The sequence below is a fragment of the Chryseobacterium pennipullorum genome, assembly GCF_003384725.1.
Lineage (GTDB): Bacteria > Bacteroidota > Bacteroidia > Flavobacteriales > Weeksellaceae > Chryseobacterium > Chryseobacterium pennipullorum.
Map to the genome: position 1 here is coordinate 134,798 of NZ_QNVV01000008.1, position 21,228 is coordinate 156,025.

The following is a 21,228-nucleotide window of genomic DNA, read 5'->3' on the forward strand; positions in this document are numbered from 1 at the left end:
GAATCATCTTTTTATTTAAGTACATTATAGTTGAGTTATAATTTTTAACTACTAAAAAGCTATTCTTTCACCCATTTTCACATAGGTCTCAAATCCTTTCTTTGTATTTTCGATAATATCACGATCGATTGTTATATGACCTTTTTCGATAAGCATCACGATTGTCGAGCCACCAAATGCAAAATATCCCATCTCCTGCCCTTTTGAGATCTCTGTATATGGTTTAAAAGTGTTGATAATACTTCCAAACATGGTCGCTCCCACAGCAGAAATCAATATTTTACCTTTCTGGTCTGTTGATAAAATGGTATATTCTCTTTTATTCTCGCAAAACACTCTTCCAAAATCTTTAATCAAGGCATAAGGTGATACCGACAAATAATGTCCCTTTATCTTTACAGGTTCCGATGGGATTCCGTTATAAGGAAAATGAAAGCGATGATAATCATTGGGGGCAAGCCTTAAAATAAAAATTGATGAGTTTTCAAAAGAGCGTGCTAATTCCTTATTTCTAAGAAAGCCTTCCAATGTAAAACGCTGTCCTTTGACATAGAACTCATGTACATCTGCCACGTTTTCGAAAGCGATTATTTTTCCATCGCCGGGCGAGACAAGTCCGTCCTCTATAGTTCTTGCCCCTGTCTTCAGCTTTCTGAAAATAAAGTCATTAAACGAGGAAAAGTCGCCCATATTTTTTTCGGACTCAGACAAATCAATTTTCAGAGTATCTACAAAACTTTTAATCCTCTTTACAGATGATTTTTTATACATTTTTCTGCCATACCAATCCGAAACAATTTTTTGCTTAACCAAGGGAAGAATAGCCGTTTTTCCGAAAGGATGATGGTACAAAAATTTAAGCATACGTTCCGCTGGCGGCACTTCTCTTTGAATTTGTCCTGTTTTTCTTACAATATATTTTATTTCCATATTTAGGCATTCTTTTTATTTGAAAATCTGAATTCATCTTGGTAAAATTAGCAATAATTATAAGTTGACACTAAACAGACAGATCCAACATGCAAATTAAAACACTGATTAAGCGAGATTTACAAATACGGTATAAATAGTGAATTTTTATCCGGAATTCAAATTATGGTAATATTATGAATACTTGTGGTAAACTTAATCACTTCTGAACACTAATGTTATAAATCAACGACTTGTTTTACAAGTACTTACACCACAATCCGATATTAGATTGTTACCTATGAGATGTTCCGTAAGAAAATGAAAACAGCATTATTCAATAATTTTGCTCCTACAAAATAGTGAACAAGGAAATTATACTTTTCGTTTACTGAAAGTGTTGAAATATCTTAAAATAATATAATGTTATTTACCAAATATAAAATTCCGGATACTTACAAAGAGTATGTGACGAAACATGTAAAGGCCTTTAGTTTGATATTTTTAATGCTGGGGACATCATTTTTTGTCAAAAGCAGAGAAATTATACTTCCAGAAATGGCAGCACTATCCATCGGCTCTTTCATCTACCTAAAAGACGATTGGCGAAGAAAGCCTTTGCATCTATTCTACCTACCATCTATTACCGCTATAATTGGTTTTGGCATCAATATGTTAGATATTTCAATGGTAATGAAGCTTATCATCTCTCTAATATTGGTATTAGCCGTATTAAAAATTGCAGAAAACTTCTTGGCTCCTGCAATTGCAACAGGCCTTCTACCAATCATCACCAATTGTTCATCATGGGAATTTTTAGCCTCCATTTTCTTTTTTACTTTTATTTTGGGTTTTTCTATTTTTATTAATAAAAAAAATAACCCTGTAAATTCTATCAACAAATCTTCCGCAGGTAAATCTATTCATCTTTTTACCTATCTATTCATTACCATTGTATGGTTTATAATTTGTGATATGTACGAGCATATGGAAATGGCTGCTATCCCCCCAATAATAGTCATTGCATTTGAAAATATGACTAAGACTTCGTACACTATTACTACACTGGTCACACAAATTGTTGCTATGTCAATTGCATCAATGATTGGCTTTTATTGTTATAATTTCTTTAATCAGCACATTATAATAAGTGGAGCAGCGAGTTTTACTCTTATTACTCTGGTACTATATACTTTAAAGGTAAAACTACCACCTGCCTACGCAATGGCAATTCTTCCAATGATACTGGACAGGCAGACGCCTGTCTATTTTACCACAAGGACTTTAATAATGTCTTTAACTTTGTTCACTTTGATTTACATTTCAAAAAGGCTGATCGAGAATTACTCAACCCATCAGAAATAGCCGTCACAAGAAATAATAAGTTGCTAAAAATCATTATTTGGTATTATACAAAATTCTGCTGTCTGAAAATAAATACAAAATTAGTTGACTAAAGCAACTAATTTTGTATATTTGCTCTATGAAAAAGCAAACTGCACAAATAAGATCGTTTAACAGATTTTACACAAAACATATTGGCCTGTTAGAGAGTAGTTTTCTGGATAGTGAATATTCTCTTACCGATGTAAGAATTCTCTTCGAAATTGGTAACAATGACCAAATAACTTCTCAACAAATCAGTAATGCGCTTAATGTTGATAAGGGCTACCTCAGCAGAATTCTAAGATCACTCATTGCAAAAGGATTAGTCATTAAATTTCAATCCATCAATGATAAAAGAAATTTTAATCTGAAACTTTCAGAAAGCGGAGAAATTCTTTTGCAGTCTTTAGACAGTAGATCAGACAATCTGGTTGAACAATTAATCAAAAATTTAAACGGAACTGAAAAAGAATTGCTTATCAATTCAATGAACAATATTAAAACCCTACTGGAACCTGATTACAATAAATCAAGTTTAGCGGATAGGGTTACATTTAGAGAGGAATTAAAACCTGGAGATATCGGTTATCTTATCCATCTTCACGGAAAACTATATGCAGAAGAATCGGGATACAGTTTAGATTTCGAAAATTATGTCATTAAAACTTTTTATGAATTTCTTCAACATTATTCACCTGAAAAAGATAGAATTTGGCTTGCTGAATATAATGGGAAGATTGAGGGTTGCATTGCCATTATCGGTCAAAGCAATAATGAAGCACAATTGAGATGGTTTCTTATAACACCACTGCTTCGGGGAACAGGAATTGGTAAAAAACTGTTTACTTCTGCAATAGAATATTGCAGAAACCGAAAGTATGACAATTTGTTTTTAATGACTACTAATAAGCAGGGAAAAGCTATCTCAATGTACGAAAAAGCCGGATTTGTAAAAACGGAATCTATAAAATCACTCCAGTGGGGGCAGGAAATGGTGGAAGAGCGTTTTGATTTAAAACTTTCATGAAATGGATGATTTTCTAAACTCAATGGGACTCATCCCCGTATGATGTTTAAAAAATCGCGTAAAGTTGGCAGGATATCCAAATCCCATCTCAAATGCAATCTCATTCAGTCGTTTTCGGGGATCAAAAATTTTATTCTTAGCAACTGAAATAATTTTCCTATGTATATACTCCTGAGCTGAATAGCTAGTTTTCTTCTTTATAAGATCGCCAAAGTAGTTGGCAGATAAATTCATTGCATCAGCGCACCAACCCACGGATGGAAGTCCAATGGTTTGTGGTTTCTCAGAGTCGAAATAATGATCAAGCAGCGCTTCAAAATCAGATAAAATACCGCTATTAATCTCTTTTCTGGTATCAAACTGGCGATCGTAAAACCGAAGAATATAATTTAACAGCAATTCAAGATGGGCAATAATAAGTTTATTACTGTATTGATCATGCCCATTTTTAAGTTCAGTTTGAATGTTAAGAAAAATATCAGTCACAATCTCCCTCTCATTATCAGCGAGATGTAATGCCTCTCTTGATTGGTAAGTAAAATAGTGGAATTCTTTAATCTGTTCCGCCAGATTTGTTCCATGAAGTAAATCCGGATGGAAAATCAATCCTATTCCCATTGGTTGATAATGCTCTGATGAGCCTTCATAACCAACGATCTGACCTGGTGCAAAAAAAACAAGAGTACCGTTCTGATAATCATACGTCTCCTTTCCATAAATAATGTCTCCACACGCTATATCTTTTAGAACAATACTGTACAAACCAAGATACATCATTTTTTCATTTCCCGGCTTGGACTTGGAATAATCTATTATATTAATGAGCGGATGAAACGTTGGATGGTTATTATAACTACTATACTGATCTACAGTCTCGAATCGAATGATATTTTCCACTGAACTGAAAGTTTTAATCAAAATTAATACTTTTTTCTCATTCAGTCTCACATATAACTCATACTGTAATAATGATAAGTAATACCGTAATCTGCATAACAGAATTTCGTGTTATAATGCTGAATTTCGTATTACTAAAATTTAAAATATGCAAAAAAGAAAATTAGGAAACAATGGGCTTGAAGTATCAGCGCTGGGGCTGGGATGTATGGGACTTACCTCGTTTTACGGACCGGCAACTAATGAAAGCGAAGCAGTCAGCCTGATAGAAAGAGCGGTAGATTTAGGTATTACCTTTTTTGATACTGCAGAAGCATACGGATGGGGAGAAAATGAAAAGTTATTAGGAAAAGCGTTAAAACCATTTCGGGAAAAAGTCGTCATTGCAACCAAATTTGGATTTAAGAATTCTGACGGCTATCAGGGATTCGACAGCAGCCCAAAAAACATTAGAACAGTTGTTGAAAATTCTTTACGTTTTCTAGAGACTGATGTTATTGATCTGTTGTATCAGCACCGTGTTGATCCCAATATCCCGATTGAAGAAGTCGCAGGAACCGTTAAGGATCTGATAACAGAAGGCAAGGTGAAGTATTTCGGATTAAGTGAGGCAGATGCAGAAACCATTCGAAGAGCTCACGCAACACATCCTGTTACAGCGTTGCAGAGTGAATATTCTTTATGGTTTCGTGAACCGGAAAAAGAAATCTTTCCGACGCTGGAGGAACTGGGAATAGGATTTGTTCCGTTCAGTCCTTTGGGAGGAGGTTTTCTAACAGGTAACATCTCTGAAAATCATGAATTTGACAAGAATGATTACAGAAATATTGTCCCTCGTTTCTCAAAGGAAAACCGAATCGCTAATCAAACTTTTATTGAACTACTTGAGAAAATGGCGAGGGATAAAAACGCAACAAAAGCTCAGGTAGCGTTGGCGTGGGTAATGGCTCAAAACGACTGGACTGTTCCCATTCCCGGCACAACAAAGATCAATCGTTTGGAAGAAAATATAAAAGCGCTTGATATCACACTTAGTGCAAATGATCTGCAACAAATGCATTCAGCTCTTTCAACAATTCAGACTCAAGGATCGAGAATTCCTGTCGTTGAGTAAATACTAAACCTGAGTTACATTTTAAAATCAAAAAAGGCTGCTTAATCAGCAGCCTTGCAGAATCATCATAAAGGCAAAATTAATTCGATTTTAGCAGATCACTTAAAATCTTAATTAACGATTCTGAAGAATAAATACCGGATTCACGCCACTTCAATTCATTACTTTGAAATATCATGGTTGTCGGAACACTTCTGATCTGTAAATGAGAAGCTAATTCATGATTTTGGTCTATATCGATTCTCTCATACTGAATCTGATCTCCTATGGATTCAACAACTTCTTCTAATTGAGGTTTCATCATAACACAAGGCATACACCATGTCGCATGAAAATTAACCAATGTTGGTTTATCGGATTTTATAATTTCATCTAAATTCATCTCTAACAGTTTATAATTTTTATATTGTTTTACTTTCCATAAATAAAATGGTAAGTTCTTTCGATTTCCGGATTTAAACTGTTTCCTACGGGACACATTTTCGTCGCGGCAGTTTCCAGCACTTGTTTCTGCTCATCAGAATAGTCTTCTTTATAGATGTAGCACGTTATATTAATTTGATCCAGTCGGCTCATATCTGGCAGCGGTTCATAGCTGATTTCGGTTCTTGCTTCGGAAAGGCTAAAGCCTGACTCACCGGCAATTTTATCCATTACATTCATCATACAGCTTCCGTATCCGCCAATCAAAAAGTCAATAGGTCTGAATTTTTCTGAATCTGCATTAAGTAATTCTGTATTTAATGGTGATACAATTGCAGATTGGTTGTTACCAAAATATTTTGTTTCTATAAATGTTTCCATTTTGTTTTAATTATTTTTAATTATAATTTCTTCTTCCATTGGAAGATTATGTGAAGAGCATTTTGTCTATTTTAAAGTTTTTGCATATCAATAGTAAAGCGATACTTTACGTCTCCCTTAACCATTCTTTCAAAAGCTTCGTTAATTTCATCGGGCCTGATTAATTCCACATCAGCTGTAATCTTATGTTTTGCGCAGTAATACAACATTTCCTGCGTTTCTTCGATACCGCCGATGAAAGACCCGGTAACTTTTCTCCGTTTACCTGTTAATGCGTGCGCGTGAAGCGTTGAAGGTTCAGGAGGAACCCCAAGTAGAATCATCGTTCCATCCTTCTTCAGCAGATTTAGATAGGTATTATAATCGTGTTTTGCCGAGACCGTATCAACAATAAAGTCGAAATGATTGGCCAGCGAGGCAAACTGCTCTTTATCAGATGTATTGACAAAATGATGGGCTCCCAGCCTTTGTGCATCATCTTCCTTTGCGGCAGAACTGCTTAAGACGGTAACTTCTGCGCCGAATGAGGCTGCAAACTTGACTGCCATATGTCCCAGGCCGCCTAATCCCAAAATAGCTACTTTATGTCCTTTGCCCACTTTATTATGCTTTAAAGAGGAATATGTTGTGATTCCGGCACAAAGAAGAGGGGCTGCACCGGGTTGATTTAAAGTCTCAGGTACGCTCAGTACATAGTTTTCATTAACAACAATGCAATCTGAATAGCCTCCTTTTGTAAATGTTCCATCTGATAGTTTTCCGTTTTGAGTTGGGGTTATCCCATTGTCGCAGAACTGCTGTTCCTGGGTAATACAGCTGGGGCAGTGTCCACAGGACAAAATAAAGTACCCTACTCCTACCAATTCATCTTCTTTAAACTTTGAGACCTTTTCTCCGATAGAACGGATGCGGCCGATAATCTCGTGACCGGGAACGAGCGGATATTTTGTATTGCCATACTCATTTTTACTCTGATGAACATCGGCATGACAGATTCCACAGTATATAATATCAATTAGAACATCATAGTCGCCAGGTTCTTTGCGCTCAAAGGAATATAATTCCAAAGCTGCATCTTGATTGTGTGCAGCATAACCTTTTGCTGAAATCATAAAATTCGAGATAAAAATGCTGTCACGAATGACAGCATTTGTTAATCAATCTAATTATTAAACAACACTGTAGATATCTATTACAGGATCCGCCTTCAGGTAAGGTTTCAAAGCTACGACCACATCATTGTTGAAAAGGTCAGTAGACAGATAATCTTTGGCTTCTTCCACCGAATCAAATCCATGAAGAACCTGAACTTTTTCTTCACTTACCAAAAGTTCTTTAGATTTTGCTCCTTTCACAGTATCTAAAAATGGAGCTTTATACTGATTGTATACCCCTGCAGCACTTGCTCTGTCTGCGTCGTCGATCTTTAAAGTGATCTCTAAATATGCATTAGCCATAATGAATTGTATTTTGTATGACAAAGTTCAATAAACTGGCATTCACAAGCGGTGACCGTTAACGAATAGAAATGGTAATTTTACGAAATAGACTTCCTGAACTCCAATGGTGACTGATGGCTATGTCTTTTAAAATACTTTACAAAGTAAGAGGGATCTTCAAAACCAAGCCGATATCCAACCTGAGCAACATTCAGACTCGAATGCAATAAAAGGCGTTTTGCTTCAAGAATAATCTTTTCCTGAATCATCTGGGAAGGAGTTTTTCCTAAAAACTGATTGGTGATATCAAGCAGAGTGCGGGTTGATATGGACATCAGTCCGGCATATTCGGCAACAGTAAAACCTTTTTTAAAATTTTCGTCAAGAATGGTTACAAACTTTAGCAGTTGCAACCTTTTCTCATTCTGAGTAGCATCCACATCCATTTGCTCTTTCCCGAAATCATTTTTACATCGTTGAACCTGTATCAGAAACATTTTAAGAACGGATCTTAACAATTCATTTTTTCCGAATGAATTGATGTTTTGTAATTCTTTCTTTATAATCGAAAGATACATTTCAAGATCAGGAGTAATCGCATTTCCAATACAGCATGACGGTTGCTGAAAAGGACTGTTAAACATATTGCATTTTAAGAAAAATTCGACTTCATCATCATTCTGCACGAGGAAAGATTCATTAAAATGCAGAAGCACTCCCTCATAGTTGGGATTTTCATCAAAATAATGAACTTGATTTTTGGCAATGAAAAATATGGCATTATCATGAACGTCATATGATTTAAAGTCTACAAAATGCTTCCCAACCCCTTTTTTAAACCAAATAATCTGGTAAAAACTGTGGATATGGGGCTTGGTATTGTGGTGATTGTTTACTTTCTGATATTCGTTCAAATCATATACCGTGAACTGAGGTTTACCTTCTTCCAGGCCACTCAAATGATACTCATTAATTTCCTTTATTGCTTTTATCCTCATATGACTTCTGATATTTTGTCTAAAGCACAATGATCTTCCAACATGTAGTTTTAACTATTAAAAATAGGTATTTAAAGTAAATAATATTGTATCGGTTCTCAATATTACCATTTTTTTTCACATTTGTACATTCACTAAAAAAGAGGATATTTCGAATTTTGCAGTCATGCAAAAAGACAAAAAAATTGTTATTATCGGTGGCGGTTTATCCGCATTAACGACAGCTTATTACTTATCAAAGCACAATATAGATTCTGTAATTTTAGAAGCTTCATCAAGGTTAGGCGGAAGAATCCAAACGGTTAAAGGAGTGCTGGACACGCCGTTGGAACTCGGAGCCACCTGGTTTTCAGGAATACACACCCATCTTTTTTCATTAACTGAAGAGTTGGGACTAAAGAAATATCCGCAATTTTCTGATGGTATTTCATTGTTTCAGACAAAATCTTTTGAACCGCCACAGAGATTTTTTGTTCCGGAATCTCAAACGCCGTCTTACAGAATTGCAGGCGGAACACAAAAACTGATTGATACTTTAGAAGAGACGTTACGTCGTGAGCAGATATATCTGAATTGCAAGGTTACTGATGTTGAAGAAGCCGGAGACGGGCTTTTAGTGAAAACAGAAAGCGGAAAACGGTTTACTGCAGATCACGTAGTAGTATGTATACCTCCTCATCTTGCCGCAAACAAAATCTCTTTTACTCCTGAGCTACCAAAGGAATTACAAAGCTTACTGCCAACCGTACAAACCTGGATGTCAGGAGCTATTAAGTTTACCATTGAATATTCAGAGCCATTCTGGCGTCAGGAAGGATTTTCCGGAATGCTTTACAGCCATGCTGGAATCGTTGTTGAGATGTATGATCATACGAATTTTGAGGAAACAAAATTTGGTTTTACCGGTTTCTTAAACGGAGGCGCTGCCGGTTACTCACAAGAGGTCCGTAAAGAATATGCATTAAAACAATTAGCCGAACTTCTGGGCGAAAAAGCATTGGAACCGGTCAGTTACTATGATAAAGTTTGGACGGATGAATATATTTCAGGAGGGCCTCAGATGATCAGCAGACCTCATCAAAACAACGGGCATCCGCTTTTACAGTTCGGATATCTTAATGATAAACTGTTCTTTTCCAATACAGAAACATCTGCGGAGTTTTCAGGTTATATGGAAGGAGCCGTTATTTCTGCAAATAACATTGTAGAAAGATTAATAAAATAAATTCTTATAGATGATTAAACTGTAATTTTGCTTTCATCTTTATATATAATGTTTAGACCTTATGACAGAAAATAAATTAACGCATAAAGCAATTCAAGATCTTTATTCTGATGACTTAGCGCATTGCTTTGGCTGTGGAAAAAACAATAAAGAAGGACACCAGCTAAAGACTTATCTTATAGAAAATGAAACCATTGCTCACTTTACACCTGATGCAAAATATACCGCAATTCCGGGTAGTGTATACGGTGGGCTGATAGCCTCTTTGCTTGATTGCCACGGCACAGGATCAGCAGCAGCCTTTTATTGCCAACATGAGAATATACTGTTAGAAAATCCACTTCCTGTCCGATGCGTAACTGCATCACTTAAAGTAGATTTTAAAACAGCAACCCCTATGGGAACGAAGTTAGAACTTAAAGGCAAACTTCAAAAAATCGATGGAAGAAAAATTTGGGTTGACATGACACTTTCTGCTGACGGTATTGTATGTGTTACAGCTGAAATACTTGCAATAAAATTAAAATAACAGTATCTAATATTAAAAAAGCCTTTCTTGTGAAAGGCTTTTCTTATGATATATCATATTATGGTTTTACAATATCCCAACCTTCATATTGCCGAAGAATAATGATATGATTTTGGACTTGCTTTAGCGATTTGAAACTCTTTTATACTTGATGTTTGCGCATTGATTTGTTCGCAAACAATGCTAAAACAATCATTGCTATTTTGATACCTTGTCTCATATTACTTTTTTAAAAGTTCATCAATCTGTTCATAAAAAGACTCCTTACTGTAATCAGCAAGTCCCTGATGATGAAACTGGATTTGTCCATTCTTGTCGAGCACCACTGTTGTAGGAAGTGATCCGCTAAAGTAAGGTGTTGGAATTTCACCATCAGGAATAAGAAAAGGAACAGTGAAGCCCTTATCTTCAAGATAGACTTTGCCCAATTCAGGATTATCATCCAGATTGACAGTCAGAAACACAATATCGGGATTGGTCTTATACTTTTCATAAAAAGTCTGAATAGATGGAAATTCAGCCCTGCACGGCGGGCACCAAGATGCCCAGAAATTGATAAAAATTACTTTCCCCTTAAGGTCTGCAGTATTAATGACTAGTCCATCCTGTTTTCTTACTCTAAAATTGATCGTTTCTGATTTATTTACATCTGATGTTTCTACTTTAGGATCAGGAAACTGTGAGTTCAAAATTCCTGTAGAGGCTATCTGGCGCATTAGCCATGCTTTTGCATCTGTATTGAAAAGAAGTACAGCAAATAGTACAACCATTAAAGCAGTCGACCAGTTTTTTCTGATCCATATTTTAAAATTTTCCATATGTTCTACTTTTCTAATAATTGTTTTATGGCTTCATAAATCTTAGGATCATTAAAATCCATCATTCCCTGAATATTTCCCTCCAATTGACCCTCTTTATTATAAATCAAAGTTGTAGGCACAACATTTTTAAACAAGTCTGGCGAAACAGTTTTTCCAGCAACATAAACGGGTAGATCAAGTTTTCGTTGCACCATAAATTTTTTGGCCTTTTCCAAATCGGCTTCAATATTCAGCATTACAAAAACGATGTCTTTATCTTTAAATTTCTTCTTTAGTTCATTAATTGATGCCATTTCTTCAACACAGGGTCTACACCAAGTCGCCCAAAAATTGACAAAAACGACTTTACCTTTCAAATCACTTAATGCTATCTTTTCTCTTTTTTCATTAACAAAAATAAGATCATCGCCTGTTAAGGACGATACCAATTCTGAATTTACATCATTACTGTTCAATTTCTTTTCTTTCGCAAAAATAAAATTCTGAAAGAATATAAAACCAAGGATTAAGAATGTATTTAATTTCATTGTCTGTTTCATTTTGAGAGATTTTTATTAATTAATTTTTCCTTCTTTAATTTCTTCTGAAGGTTTTTTAAGTATTTTATCATTAACCGACAGATCACCGAAAACTTCTGTCATATTATCGGAGGTAATTCCTTCTTTTACAGGAATCTTCTTTATTTCATTATTATTTAAGAGCAAAACAAAAATGCCCTGCTGTGACTGAACAATACTCTTTTGAGGAACAAAAAGTGTTGGAGCATTTCTTTTAAGATGCAACCTTACCTGCGCGTATTCTCCACCTTTAAGCAATGGATTGTTTTCAAGATCAAATTCTACAGTCAATGCTCTGTTTTCATCATCAATCAGATGCGAATCACGAGAAAGATTTGCTGTAAATGATTGCCCAGGAATTGAATTAACAGTAAAATTTACTTTTGTTGACTTACTGAGAGATGAAGCATATTTTTCCGGCACGGAGACGGTCAAACGAAGTCTTTCTTTTTGTGCAATTTTAAAAATAGGAATCCCTGTATTGGGTCCGGTTAAAGCTCCAGCTGAAAGATTTCTTTCTGTGATCACTCCATTAAACGGAGCTGTAATGCGCAGGTATTCGTTCATTTGGGAGCTCCTTCCCGCTCCTGCTTTGGATGATTCATAAGCTGACCTGGAACTTTCCATTAAACTTTTAGCTCGCTCCAACTCAATATCAGCAACAGCCCCTTTAGTTTTTGCCGCATCCATTAATCTCTCATAAGCCTGTTTGTTATAAAGAAAATCCGTGTACATCTTCTTCTGGGAAGATTTATCGGCAAGATAATCCTGATTCATTTCGGGAGCTTCAAGAACTGCTAACAATTGACCTTTCTTTACCATTGATCCTCTATCCACATAGATTTTCTTTATAAAACCCTGAACTTTTGCAAATAGCTGAGCCGATTCATAAGGTTTCAGTTCACCCGGAACAGAAACTGTAAAATCAGGATTCATTTCTTTGACATTGACAGTTTCATAGGATACTGTAGATTTTCCTGATGGTTTAGTCTGCTTTTCTGTTTCCTGTTTTGAGCATGCTATTGATACTAGAAAAACAGTGGTTAAGCAACTTAGTTTTATATACTTTAAATATTTGATTTCGTTTGAATTCATAATTATAATGAGGAGTTTGATTGTACATAATATCTGCTGTCCTGATCTTCCGGATCAAGTGACGGATTGACAAGCGATGCCTTCGACATGAGACCTGAGAAAAAGTGAGGCAGAAACAAGAGAATAGTAATCGTTGAAGCGATGATTCCCCCAATTACCGCTCTACCTAACGGAGCAACCTGCTCAGAACCTTCACCCATACCTATCGCCATCGGAATCATTCCGGCTAACATTGCCAATGCGGTCAGCAGAACAGGTCTGAGTCTTGATGCTGCAGCCATCTGTGCAGAATGTACAGAACTTAGTTTGTACTGCTTTCTGTAGAATTCTGCCTGATTGATCAGCAGAACGGCATTGGAAACCGATACACCGATAGACATAATAATTCCCATATAAGACTGAAGGTTTAAAGTACTGCCTGTTACAAATATCAGAATCATACTTCCCGCAAGTACAGATGGAATTACTGACAAAATCACCAACGGAACTTTAAATGACTGATAAAATGCTGCCAGCATCAGGTAAATAGCCATTACTGCCGCGACCAAACCAATTCCTAAACTCGATAACGTATCATCCAGCAATTGAAGATTTCCTTCCGTCCATACAGATACACCTTTCTGTGGCTTTCCTGCTTTTTCAATGGCTTCTTTGACTGCTTTAGAAGCTGATCCCAAATCTTTTTTGTAAGTATTCCCCAGAATTGTTACATACCGCATCGGTCCTTTACGATTGACCTGAGCAGGAGCCGTAATTTTTTTGATGGTTGCAATATCTTCAAGCAGCGGTCTTGGACTGTCTTTTTTCAGAGGCAATGATTTTAGCATTTCTTCAGAATTCATAATCCCTTCAGGAATCTGAACCTGCGTCTGAAATACCAAACCTGACTTCGGATCAACCCACAGATTTTTATCTGTATATCGCGTCGATGATGTCGCCGCCACAAGGCTTCTGGTTACATCCTGCATACTGATTCCAAATTGAGCTGCTAAATTACGGTCTACATTGATCTGTAAGGTTGGATATTGAAGTGGTTCAGCGATTCTGACATCTCTTAAAAAAGCAACTTCACTAAGATTTTGCTTGATTTTATTGGCGTGCTGAGCTGCAAGCTTAAGATTGGCAGCACCCACTTTTATTTCCAATGGAGTCATAGAACCCTGTCCTATGATTTTCTCTGTCAGTTCCATTGGTTCAAAATTTATTTTAGCTTCAGGATATTTTTTGGCAATACTTTTTCGGATCTGTTCTTTGAGATCTTCCATAGAGCCATCATACAATTCCCTTTTAATAGCCACCTGTAAGACTGCCTGATGCGTTGCATTGGTAAACAAAAAGATTGGATTGATTGGTGAACCTGCGGGCTGTAACCCTACATAAGCCGAACTGATATCGATAGCATCTTTAGAGACTATTTCTGTGATATCAGCTAATATATTTTTGACCAAATTTTCGGTTTTCTCAAGTCTGCTTCCTTCCGGAGCATCAATTCTGATTTGGAAATCTCCCGATTCAGAAACAGGCATTATATCCGTTCCCGTTGATTTCATTAATAAGAAAATCACCAATCCACTCATCAAAATATAACCCGAGAACAGCATTAAGCTTTTTGCAGACCATTTTCTCATTGAATGGCTGTAACCGGTTCTGAATTTGTAAAAAAAGCTCCGGTCTTTGCCTATGTGCTTTTTTAAATGCGTATTTTTCATCATCCAGTTAGCCAGAATAGGAACAAAGGTCTGTGAAGCGAGAAAAGAAGCTATCATTGCAAAAGCAACTGCAAGGGAAAGAGGCAGAAACATATCTTTTGGGATTCCGGTCATTATAAATGCAGGCGTCAGTACAGCCAGGATACATAACAGGATTAGTAGTTTCGGAACGGATATTTCAAGAACTGCATCTAAAATAGCCTGTGGTTTGGATTTCCGCATTTCCATATGCTGGTGAATATTTTCAATGGTAACCGTTGCTTCATCTACAAGAATTCCAATCGACAAGGCTAAACCACTCAATGTCATAATATTAATTGTATACCCTGAAAAGTAGAGAACACTTACGGCAGCCAATACAGCAATCGGAATGGTAAAAACAACAATTAAGGCACCTCTTAAGTCACCAAGAAACAGAATAATAACCAAACCTGTAAACAATGCTCCCAGAATTCCTTCGTGAATCAGGTTGGAGAGTGACCTCTCAATATACTTTGACTGGTCGAATTCGTATCTGATGTTCACGTCATCCGGAAGCTGATCTTTGAGTTTTGGAAGTGCATTTTTAAGATTTTCGACCGCGGATAATGTTGATGCATCCGACTTTTTGATAATCGGGAGATATACAGATCGCTTTCCATTGATTAGTGCGTATCCTACAGTCTGATCTGCTGCGTCCTGAACATTCGCAACATCGCCCACATATAGCGTTCTTCCATTTTCAGTTTTAATAGGAATATTCAGAAATTCAGAAGGATCTTTTGCAATAGAATTGACAGGTGCCATATAGTTGGTCTCTCTGATTCTGATATTTCCTGCTGGCGAAGGATGATTATTTTTAGTGATTGCCATTGTGATTTCCTCCGGGCTCAAGCGGTTACTCTGCATTGTCTGAGGATCAATGTTGATGACAATAGATCTGATATTTCCTCCAAAAGGTGCCGGAGCCGTAATACCGGGAATTTCAACAAACATAGGCCTGATCTTGGTCAAAACCATTGTTTGCAGTTCCGTAACGGAATGATTGTCGCTCTCAAATACCAATTGACCAACAGGCAATGAATTTCCATCAAAACGTACGACCATTGGAGGAACTGCTCCCGGTGGAAGGAAGCCCATTGCCCTGGACACCTGGGTCGAGACTTCTCCTGCCGCCTGTGCCATATTGGTGCCGGGATAAAAAGTAAGCTTCATCAACGTTAATCCCTGAACACTTTTGAAGTCAATATTTTTAACGCCTCCAACGAATAAGAGAACTTTTTGGAATTCATTGGCCATAAAGCCATCCATATATTGAGGGGATAATCCACCATAAGGCATTGCGATATACATTGAAGGTAATTCGACCTCAGGGAAAATATCAACTTTTATTTTTTTAATTGCACTGAAAGAAATAATCCCAATAGCCAGTACCAGTACCATTATCGCTATCGGTTTTCTTAAAGCAAAGCGTATTAGATTCATATTTATTTTTTAGAGATTATTAAATAGATAATCAAAATCAGTAGTCATTTCTGCAAGGTTAATCACCTGTTTCCAATACTCTTTGACAGCATTAAGCTGGTTATTTTCAGCTGTTTCAACAATCTGCTGAATCTGAAGAAGTTCTGTTAAACCAATGAGTCCACTTTTATATCGGGCAAAATACATTTCGTAAGCTGATTCTGCTTTTTTAACTGCTTCTGCCTGCTTGCCAAGCTCATCAAATTGTGCAGAAATAGTTTTCTGCAGAGCACTGGTTTCAATCTGGATAGCCGTTTTAGATTGTTCTTCAAGATAAGCGAACCGGTGAGATTCTTTTCTGAACGCATCAGCTCTTTTACCATTGGTATATACACTGGTAATATTCCAGGTAACTCCAAGCCCTATCAAAAAATTATTAGCCGGATTTGAAAATCCTTCTATCCAATTGCCTGACGAATAACCTTGACTATTAATACCTGATCCTCGATAGGCATATCCCGCCAAAGCTTTAATGGATGGTAATGATGCTTTTCTTTGGATTTCAGCTTTCTTTTGAAAATACGCGGATTCAAATTCTAAAGTTTTGGTCAGTGGATGTGTAGTATTTAGTGACAATTCAAATCCAGATAGTGGTATCGGCTCAAGAAAATGAGCAGATTCTAATTTCGCCGTATCAATCTCTTTCGGATAAAACTCTTTGAGTTTCTCCGTCGTTGAAAGAAGCATACCATTAAGATTATAACTTACAGCCGAAGCCTGAAGGTAGGAAGAATACGTTAGGACACTATCTGCCGGAGGTCGTAGACCTGAACGTGAAAGAGCGCTATTTATCGCATGGATTTTCTGTATTCTGCTTTTATTTTTATCAGCCAAACGCAATTTTGAAACTGCGAATACTGCATCCACATATTTTTCGAAGACAGTTTTTTGAAGACGAATCAAATAGGCACTCTGGTTGCTCTTTGCCTTTGATGTCAGTAAAGACGCAGCATTTTGATCTGCTTGTTGTCTTCCGAAATTATAAATCTCATATTCTGTGACCATCGAAACAAAAGTGTTTGCCGAGAATGCTGAACCATCAGAACTTACCCTGCTTCCACTTACAGTAAAAAATCCCTGCTGCGGAAAGGAAGCTCCATTACTCCCTTCAAAAGTCCCATAGGTATTTTGCAGTTGGGTTTTAATCTGCGGTAAAGCATTACTTTTAACAACCGTTTCATTGATTTGGGATGATTCAACTGCTGATCTGGAAGCAAGAACTCCCGAATAGTTTTTCTCCGTTTCTGACCAGATATCGCGGAGCAACGACACCTGCTGTCCATATAAATCAGAACAGCTCAGTATTAGCCATCCGTACAGAATGGCTAAAAATGTTTTTCTTATCATTTTATAGATTATTGACTACCAGACAATCTGGTAGGATTAATATATATTTTAAAAACAGCTAATCACGTACTGACACGTGTTTGCTGAATCAAATGATAAGTTTTCGGTATTGGAGGAAAATAGGAAGCGTTCCCCGTATTTTAGAAGAATTATAGAAAGGATGATTCGGTGCTTTAATCAGTAAAAAAGCTCCGCAGATAACAAGAAAAGTAAATGTTAAAATTTCCTGAGCATCCGCTAACGAGAAATCCTTCAGATTATGATCCTTAGCCAGGATTTCTCTATCCTTGCAAAATTTACACTTTAATGCAGCTGAAACTGAATAGAAATTGCTTTTCCCAGATGAAGTGGTTTGAGAATGGGAAGCACTGTCAACATTTAAGAACTGTTTGATGCTATTCTTAACCGCACAGGACGAGATGATAATACAGAAAGCAAAAACCACAGCCAAGATGGTTTTAATTTTAATGTTGGTATGAATTTTCTGATTATTCATCGCTCACAAAATTATATTATTTGTGCTGAATTTCAAAATTTTCCACCTCAAATACTTCGGATAAAGCTGTAAAAGATATAAAACAGCAGTTTTTTGATCCACGTTATTTAATGTTCATATGAAACTATATCGTTATTTTCGTAAGACTGTACCTTTTATTTTGATTTGTACTTACTGATTAAAGCTATTGCGAATCAGTTCATGAACATCAGACAATTTGTAGTATAATTTTCCGCTGATGGTATAGTATGGCAGTTTTTTTTCAGACCTATATCTTTGCAGGGATCTTGCACTTATCTTCAGCATTTGAAGTACATCTTGATTATCAAGCAGCTGTTCTCCATCAATAGTATTGAGTTCATTCTGCTTTGCATTTAATTTTTCATGAAGAATATCAAACCTGGTCATAATCTTCTCCATCCATTTAATAAATTCAGTTCTCTCAATATTCATAAGTAAAGTATTTTATAAAGGTTAATGAACTTCACATCATACCGTGATGTTTAATTTTAAATTCCTTACGTTTACCTTACAAATTTGAAAAAGTCCATTATAAAAAAATCACTACTTTCTCGTAATACCGATAAAAAATTACTTACAAATTTTCACTGTCAATAAAATGCTGATTAAGATTATCCGTCAATAACTGAAGAAATTTAGTCGTACCATTTTTCCGGCTTCTGATCTCAAATATTGTTTTATGGTAATTTCCAAGATCAATATTGAATGTTTTTTCAGTAAACTTCATGACTTCACTCAATTCAATATTTCCTCCGTTAAAACAGCGCATTTTATGCAGTCCATAGATCAATTCGATCAAAGCAACCTTTGTGGCAGACCATGCTATATTCTGATGTTCCGATTGACTAACAGTTGTACCATCGGCTGCTTTAGCGGCCATACGCTTATAAAACAGTTCAAGTTTTTGATACGCAAGAATCTGCGCTGCATGATGATCATGGGAGGTGGTGAACGACTCATCATAATTATAAAAAGTCTGAGGCATTTTCATTTTTATATCAAAAGCATTCCGAACAAAGTACTTATGATCCATATAAGTAGCATTCCTTCGAAAATAGCTGTAAAATTCTGCGTTTTCCTCATAAAATACATTGAGTTTTTCAATTTCATTTTCATAATACTTTCGTAATATCTTCTGACCTGCTATTGGACGGCATGTCTCCACGTTCAGTACCGTTGAATGATAGATATAAAGAGAAATAAACTGTGGCTTTATTTCTTTAAAGAAATAGATCTCTTCGGCAATATTTCGGAATTGATACTCTGAAATTAATGCTTTTAGCCGTCTTGTTACTTCATCGATTTCCATCAGGCTGAGTTCTGAAATTACAATAGTTTCCTGCTCCTCTAATTCAATTTCACTGAGTCTCTGTTTAAGCTTTTCATGCATTTCTGCAATCTGTTTAAAGATATCAATATGTTCCATGTCCCTTTTTTAAAGGAAATTACAAACTTTTATTCAAACAGTAAAGAATTAAAATATTAAAAATCAATCACCTACATTACATATTATATTGAACTATACAATTAAATCGGCAGTTCTTATATATCCACACCGACCTCTTCTTTTCGCTTTCTGATGTAGTCTTTAGGCCGGATTCCGTTTATTTCATAAAACAGCGCTGAAAAGTTCTGTCTTGCAGCAATTCCGCATTCTTCTGCTAAAGCCTCAATAGTATAGTTTAAGTATTTTTTATTGGTATTCAAAAGATTAGTGATGTAATTGATTCGGAGTTCCGCCATATAACGTGTAAAACTCATCCCTTTATTTTCATTGATTAAAATAGATAAATAATGAGAGTTCGTTCCCAGTTTTGTTGCTACACTTTTCTGTGTTAACCCTTTCCTTGTAAAATATAAAGTCTTTTCGAAGATCTTCAGTTTTTCAAGTAATTCCTCTGTTAATTCCGGTGATAAAGATGCCTTTCGTAAAGGAATATCATCAATGGTTTCGTTATCATTTCCTTGCTCATTGCTATTAAGTTTTTTTTGTAAAGTTTCATATTGAATCCTGATTTTACGATCACGGTATAAGCGAATGCAGAAAATAATGATAATCACTGCGGAAATTCCAATGAGAACAAGTGCATTACGCAATTTCCTCTTTTCCTTTCTCTCCAGACTTTCCTTTTCTTTTTTCAATGATTGTACATCGTATTCCCTGCAGATTTTAGAAGCGATATATGAAAAGTCTTTATTGATGGTATGATCAGCTTTTAAAAGCTGGTTGGTGTAATACAACTGCTTGTCAACATTATCTGTTTTTGCAGCATTATTCATAAGATAACGATAGCAATCGGCTGCTTCCGGCAAAATAAACTGCTGTTTGTTAAATATGGAATCGATTTTCATGAAATTATTCATTGATTTGTCCACTTCATTCCGTGCAAAATAAATCTTCCCCAGATGCAGGTAAATGATGGAACATGTGGCGAAGTCATTTCTTTTTACGATTCCGGGCAACGCTTTTCTTAAACTTATCTCTGAATTTTTGTAATCCTTCTTATTAAAGTACACAAGCCCCTTGCTTTTGTGAAAATAGCTGTTTTCCAGGAAGTAGTCCGGTTTACTGACTGTATTTTTAAGACCGAGTTCAGCCAAGCTGTCAACTTTATCAAACTCACCCAGATACCGATATACAACAGCCAGTTGATGCAAACTGTTATAATACCCTTTACTGTAATTATACAGTTCATTTTCATGCAGATCTTTTTCTAAGGAGGATTGGTAAAAGAGCGTACAATCTAAAAAATGCTGCAATGCTTTTTCATAATATCCAAGATGGCTTTTAACAATTCCCATGTGATAGATCACTTTGTATTTATGATACTGATCTTTAGAATGTTCAGCAAACTGGTATGCTTTAAGATACTGATCTAAAGCTGCTTTATACTTTTTTGCATTAAAATAGAATAAGATTCCTTTGCTGAGATAAGCCTTGCTGATTTCGGCAGAATCATTCAAAGCTATAGCTGCTTGAATCGTGCTGTCGGCATATTTAAATTTTTTATCCAGCGATATGCAATACTGACGCGCATCACGGTATCCCTGAACCAGTTTTTCCTGATTTTTCTCTTTTTTAGCTTTATTAATGTACAATTTAACGAAAGGAAGTGCTCTCCGATCGTCATTTAACATTTTTTCATAATTCTTGCGAATATCGCTGTATGTTTCAGCACTGTTTTTTTGGGAATATACCCACAGTGAAAACAGCGAAAATACAAACAGGCAGTATTTACACTTTTTCATAGCTCTTTATATTAACCACACCTCTCAAAAGTAGCCATTTTAAAACGTAATAATTCAAATTTCATAGAATTACAGCAGAGAAAAGAGCTTTTACTGCAGAAG

The 21,228-nt window shown here is 36.0% G+C and carries 21 protein-coding genes; 5 read left to right on the forward strand and 16 right to left on the reverse strand.

Annotation, left to right across the window (positions count from 1 at the left end; translation table 11 throughout):
• Window positions 1–51 precede the first annotated feature (51 nt).
• Window positions 52–930 (reverse strand): phosphatidylserine decarboxylase, encoded by an 879-nt coding sequence (locus tag DRF67_RS10825; protein ID WP_115928321.1) that lies wholly within the window; start codon window positions 928–930, stop codon window positions 52–54.
• Between the two features lie 402 nt (window positions 931–1,332).
• Between DRF67_RS10825 and DRF67_RS10830 the strand changes: the two genes are divergently transcribed.
• Together DRF67_RS10830 and DRF67_RS10835 are read left to right on the forward strand one after the other, a co-directional pair.
• Window positions 1,333–2,274 carry an HPP family protein gene (locus tag DRF67_RS10830; protein WP_115928322.1) on the forward strand — a complete coding sequence of 314 codons (942 nt, stop codon included), beginning with the start codon at window positions 1,333–1,335 and terminating at the stop codon, window positions 2,272–2,274.
• A gap of 118 nt (window positions 2,275–2,392) precedes the next feature.
• A complete protein-coding gene (locus DRF67_RS10835; protein WP_115928323.1) occupies window positions 2,393–3,322 on the forward strand; it encodes a bifunctional helix-turn-helix transcriptional regulator/GNAT family N-acetyltransferase in 930 nt (309 codons plus the stop codon).
• On the opposite strand, the gene DRF67_RS10840 is transcribed toward DRF67_RS10835, so the two are convergent.
• Window positions 3,317–4,219: a helix-turn-helix domain-containing protein gene (locus tag DRF67_RS10840; RefSeq protein ID WP_115928324.1), complete on the reverse strand. Its 903-nt coding sequence runs from the start codon at window positions 4,217–4,219 to the stop codon at window positions 3,317–3,319. The two genes, DRF67_RS10835 and DRF67_RS10840, sit on opposite strands and share 6 nt — an antisense overlap.
• A gap of 148 nt (window positions 4,220–4,367) precedes the next feature.
• Between DRF67_RS10840 and DRF67_RS10845 the strand changes: the two genes are divergently transcribed.
• On the forward strand, window positions 4,368–5,333 hold the full coding sequence (locus DRF67_RS10845; RefSeq protein WP_115928325.1) for an aldo/keto reductase: 966 nt from the start codon (window positions 4,368–4,370) through the stop codon (window positions 5,331–5,333).
• A gap of 79 nt (window positions 5,334–5,412) precedes the next feature.
• Here the strand turns inward: DRF67_RS10845 and DRF67_RS10850 are convergent, their stop codons facing one another.
• The 5 genes from DRF67_RS10850 to DRF67_RS10870 form a co-directional block, all read right to left on the reverse strand.
• A complete protein-coding gene (locus tag DRF67_RS10850) occupies window positions 5,413–5,715 on the reverse strand; it encodes a thioredoxin family protein (RefSeq protein WP_115928326.1) in 303 nt (100 codons plus the stop codon).
• Between the two features lie 29 nt (window positions 5,716–5,744).
• Entirely contained in the window at window positions 5,745–6,137 is a 393-nt protein-coding gene (locus DRF67_RS10855) for an OsmC family protein (protein ID WP_115928327.1), read from the reverse strand.
• A 71-nt stretch (window positions 6,138–6,208) separates the two neighbouring features.
• Window positions 6,209–7,249 carry an NAD(P)-dependent alcohol dehydrogenase gene (locus DRF67_RS10860; protein WP_115928328.1) on the reverse strand — a complete coding sequence of 347 codons (1,041 nt, stop codon included), beginning with the start codon at window positions 7,247–7,249 and terminating at the stop codon, window positions 6,209–6,211.
• A gap of 57 nt (window positions 7,250–7,306) precedes the next feature.
• A complete protein-coding gene (locus DRF67_RS10865; RefSeq protein WP_115928329.1) occupies window positions 7,307–7,594 on the reverse strand; it encodes a hypothetical protein in 288 nt (95 codons plus the stop codon).
• A gap of 80 nt (window positions 7,595–7,674) precedes the next feature.
• A complete protein-coding gene (locus DRF67_RS10870; RefSeq protein ID WP_115928330.1) occupies window positions 7,675–8,574 on the reverse strand; it encodes an AraC family transcriptional regulator in 900 nt (299 codons plus the stop codon).
• Between the two features lie 166 nt (window positions 8,575–8,740).
• Between DRF67_RS10870 and DRF67_RS10875 the strand changes: the two genes are divergently transcribed.
• Window positions 8,741–9,799, forward strand: a complete 1,059-nt coding sequence (locus DRF67_RS10875) for a flavin monoamine oxidase family protein (RefSeq protein ID WP_115928331.1) — start codon at window positions 8,741–8,743, stop codon at window positions 9,797–9,799.
• Between the two features lie 61 nt (window positions 9,800–9,860).
• On the forward strand, window positions 9,861–10,328 hold the full coding sequence (locus tag DRF67_RS10880) for a PaaI family thioesterase (protein ID WP_115928332.1): 468 nt from the start codon (window positions 9,861–9,863) through the stop codon (window positions 10,326–10,328).
• Between the two features lie 221 nt (window positions 10,329–10,549).
• Here the strand turns inward: DRF67_RS10880 and DRF67_RS10885 are convergent, their stop codons facing one another.
• From DRF67_RS10885 to DRF67_RS10925, 9 genes are all read right to left on the reverse strand, one after another.
• On the reverse strand, window positions 10,550–11,146 hold the full coding sequence (locus DRF67_RS10885; RefSeq protein WP_115928333.1) for a TlpA family protein disulfide reductase: 597 nt from the start codon (window positions 11,144–11,146) through the stop codon (window positions 10,550–10,552).
• Between the two features lie 5 nt (window positions 11,147–11,151).
• Window positions 11,152–11,688, reverse strand: coding sequence for a TlpA family protein disulfide reductase (locus tag DRF67_RS10890; RefSeq protein WP_115928334.1), 537 nt, complete (start codon window positions 11,686–11,688; stop codon window positions 11,152–11,154).
• Window positions 11,689–11,703: 15 nt separating this feature from the next.
• Complete coding sequence (locus DRF67_RS10895; RefSeq protein WP_115928335.1) at window positions 11,704–12,801, reverse strand: efflux RND transporter periplasmic adaptor subunit; 1,098 nt, start codon at window positions 12,799–12,801, stop codon at window positions 11,704–11,706.
• A gap of 2 nt (window positions 12,802–12,803) precedes the next feature.
• Window positions 12,804–15,974, reverse strand: coding sequence for an efflux RND transporter permease subunit (locus DRF67_RS10900; RefSeq protein WP_115928336.1), 3,171 nt, complete (start codon window positions 15,972–15,974; stop codon window positions 12,804–12,806).
• A gap of 9 nt (window positions 15,975–15,983) precedes the next feature.
• On the reverse strand, window positions 15,984–17,360 hold the full coding sequence (locus DRF67_RS10905) for a TolC family protein (protein ID WP_115928337.1): 1,377 nt from the start codon (window positions 17,358–17,360) through the stop codon (window positions 15,984–15,986).
• 88 nt (window positions 17,361–17,448) lie between these two features.
• Window positions 17,449–17,856, reverse strand: coding sequence for a hypothetical protein (locus tag DRF67_RS10910; RefSeq protein ID WP_115928338.1), 408 nt, complete (start codon window positions 17,854–17,856; stop codon window positions 17,449–17,451).
• A gap of 171 nt (window positions 17,857–18,027) precedes the next feature.
• Window positions 18,028–18,309, reverse strand: a complete 282-nt coding sequence (locus DRF67_RS10915; protein ID WP_115928339.1) for a helix-turn-helix domain-containing protein — start codon at window positions 18,307–18,309, stop codon at window positions 18,028–18,030.
• A 142-nt stretch (window positions 18,310–18,451) separates the two neighbouring features.
• On the reverse strand, window positions 18,452–19,303 hold the full coding sequence (locus DRF67_RS10920) for an RteC domain-containing protein (RefSeq protein WP_115928340.1): 852 nt from the start codon (window positions 19,301–19,303) through the stop codon (window positions 18,452–18,454).
• 116 nt (window positions 19,304–19,419) lie between these two features.
• The gene (locus DRF67_RS10925) at window positions 19,420–21,126 is read right to left on the reverse strand and encodes a helix-turn-helix domain-containing protein (RefSeq protein ID WP_115928341.1); all 1,707 of its coding nucleotides are present in this window, start codon (window positions 21,124–21,126) and stop codon (window positions 19,420–19,422) included.
• Window positions 21,127–21,228: the final 102 nt, after the last annotated feature.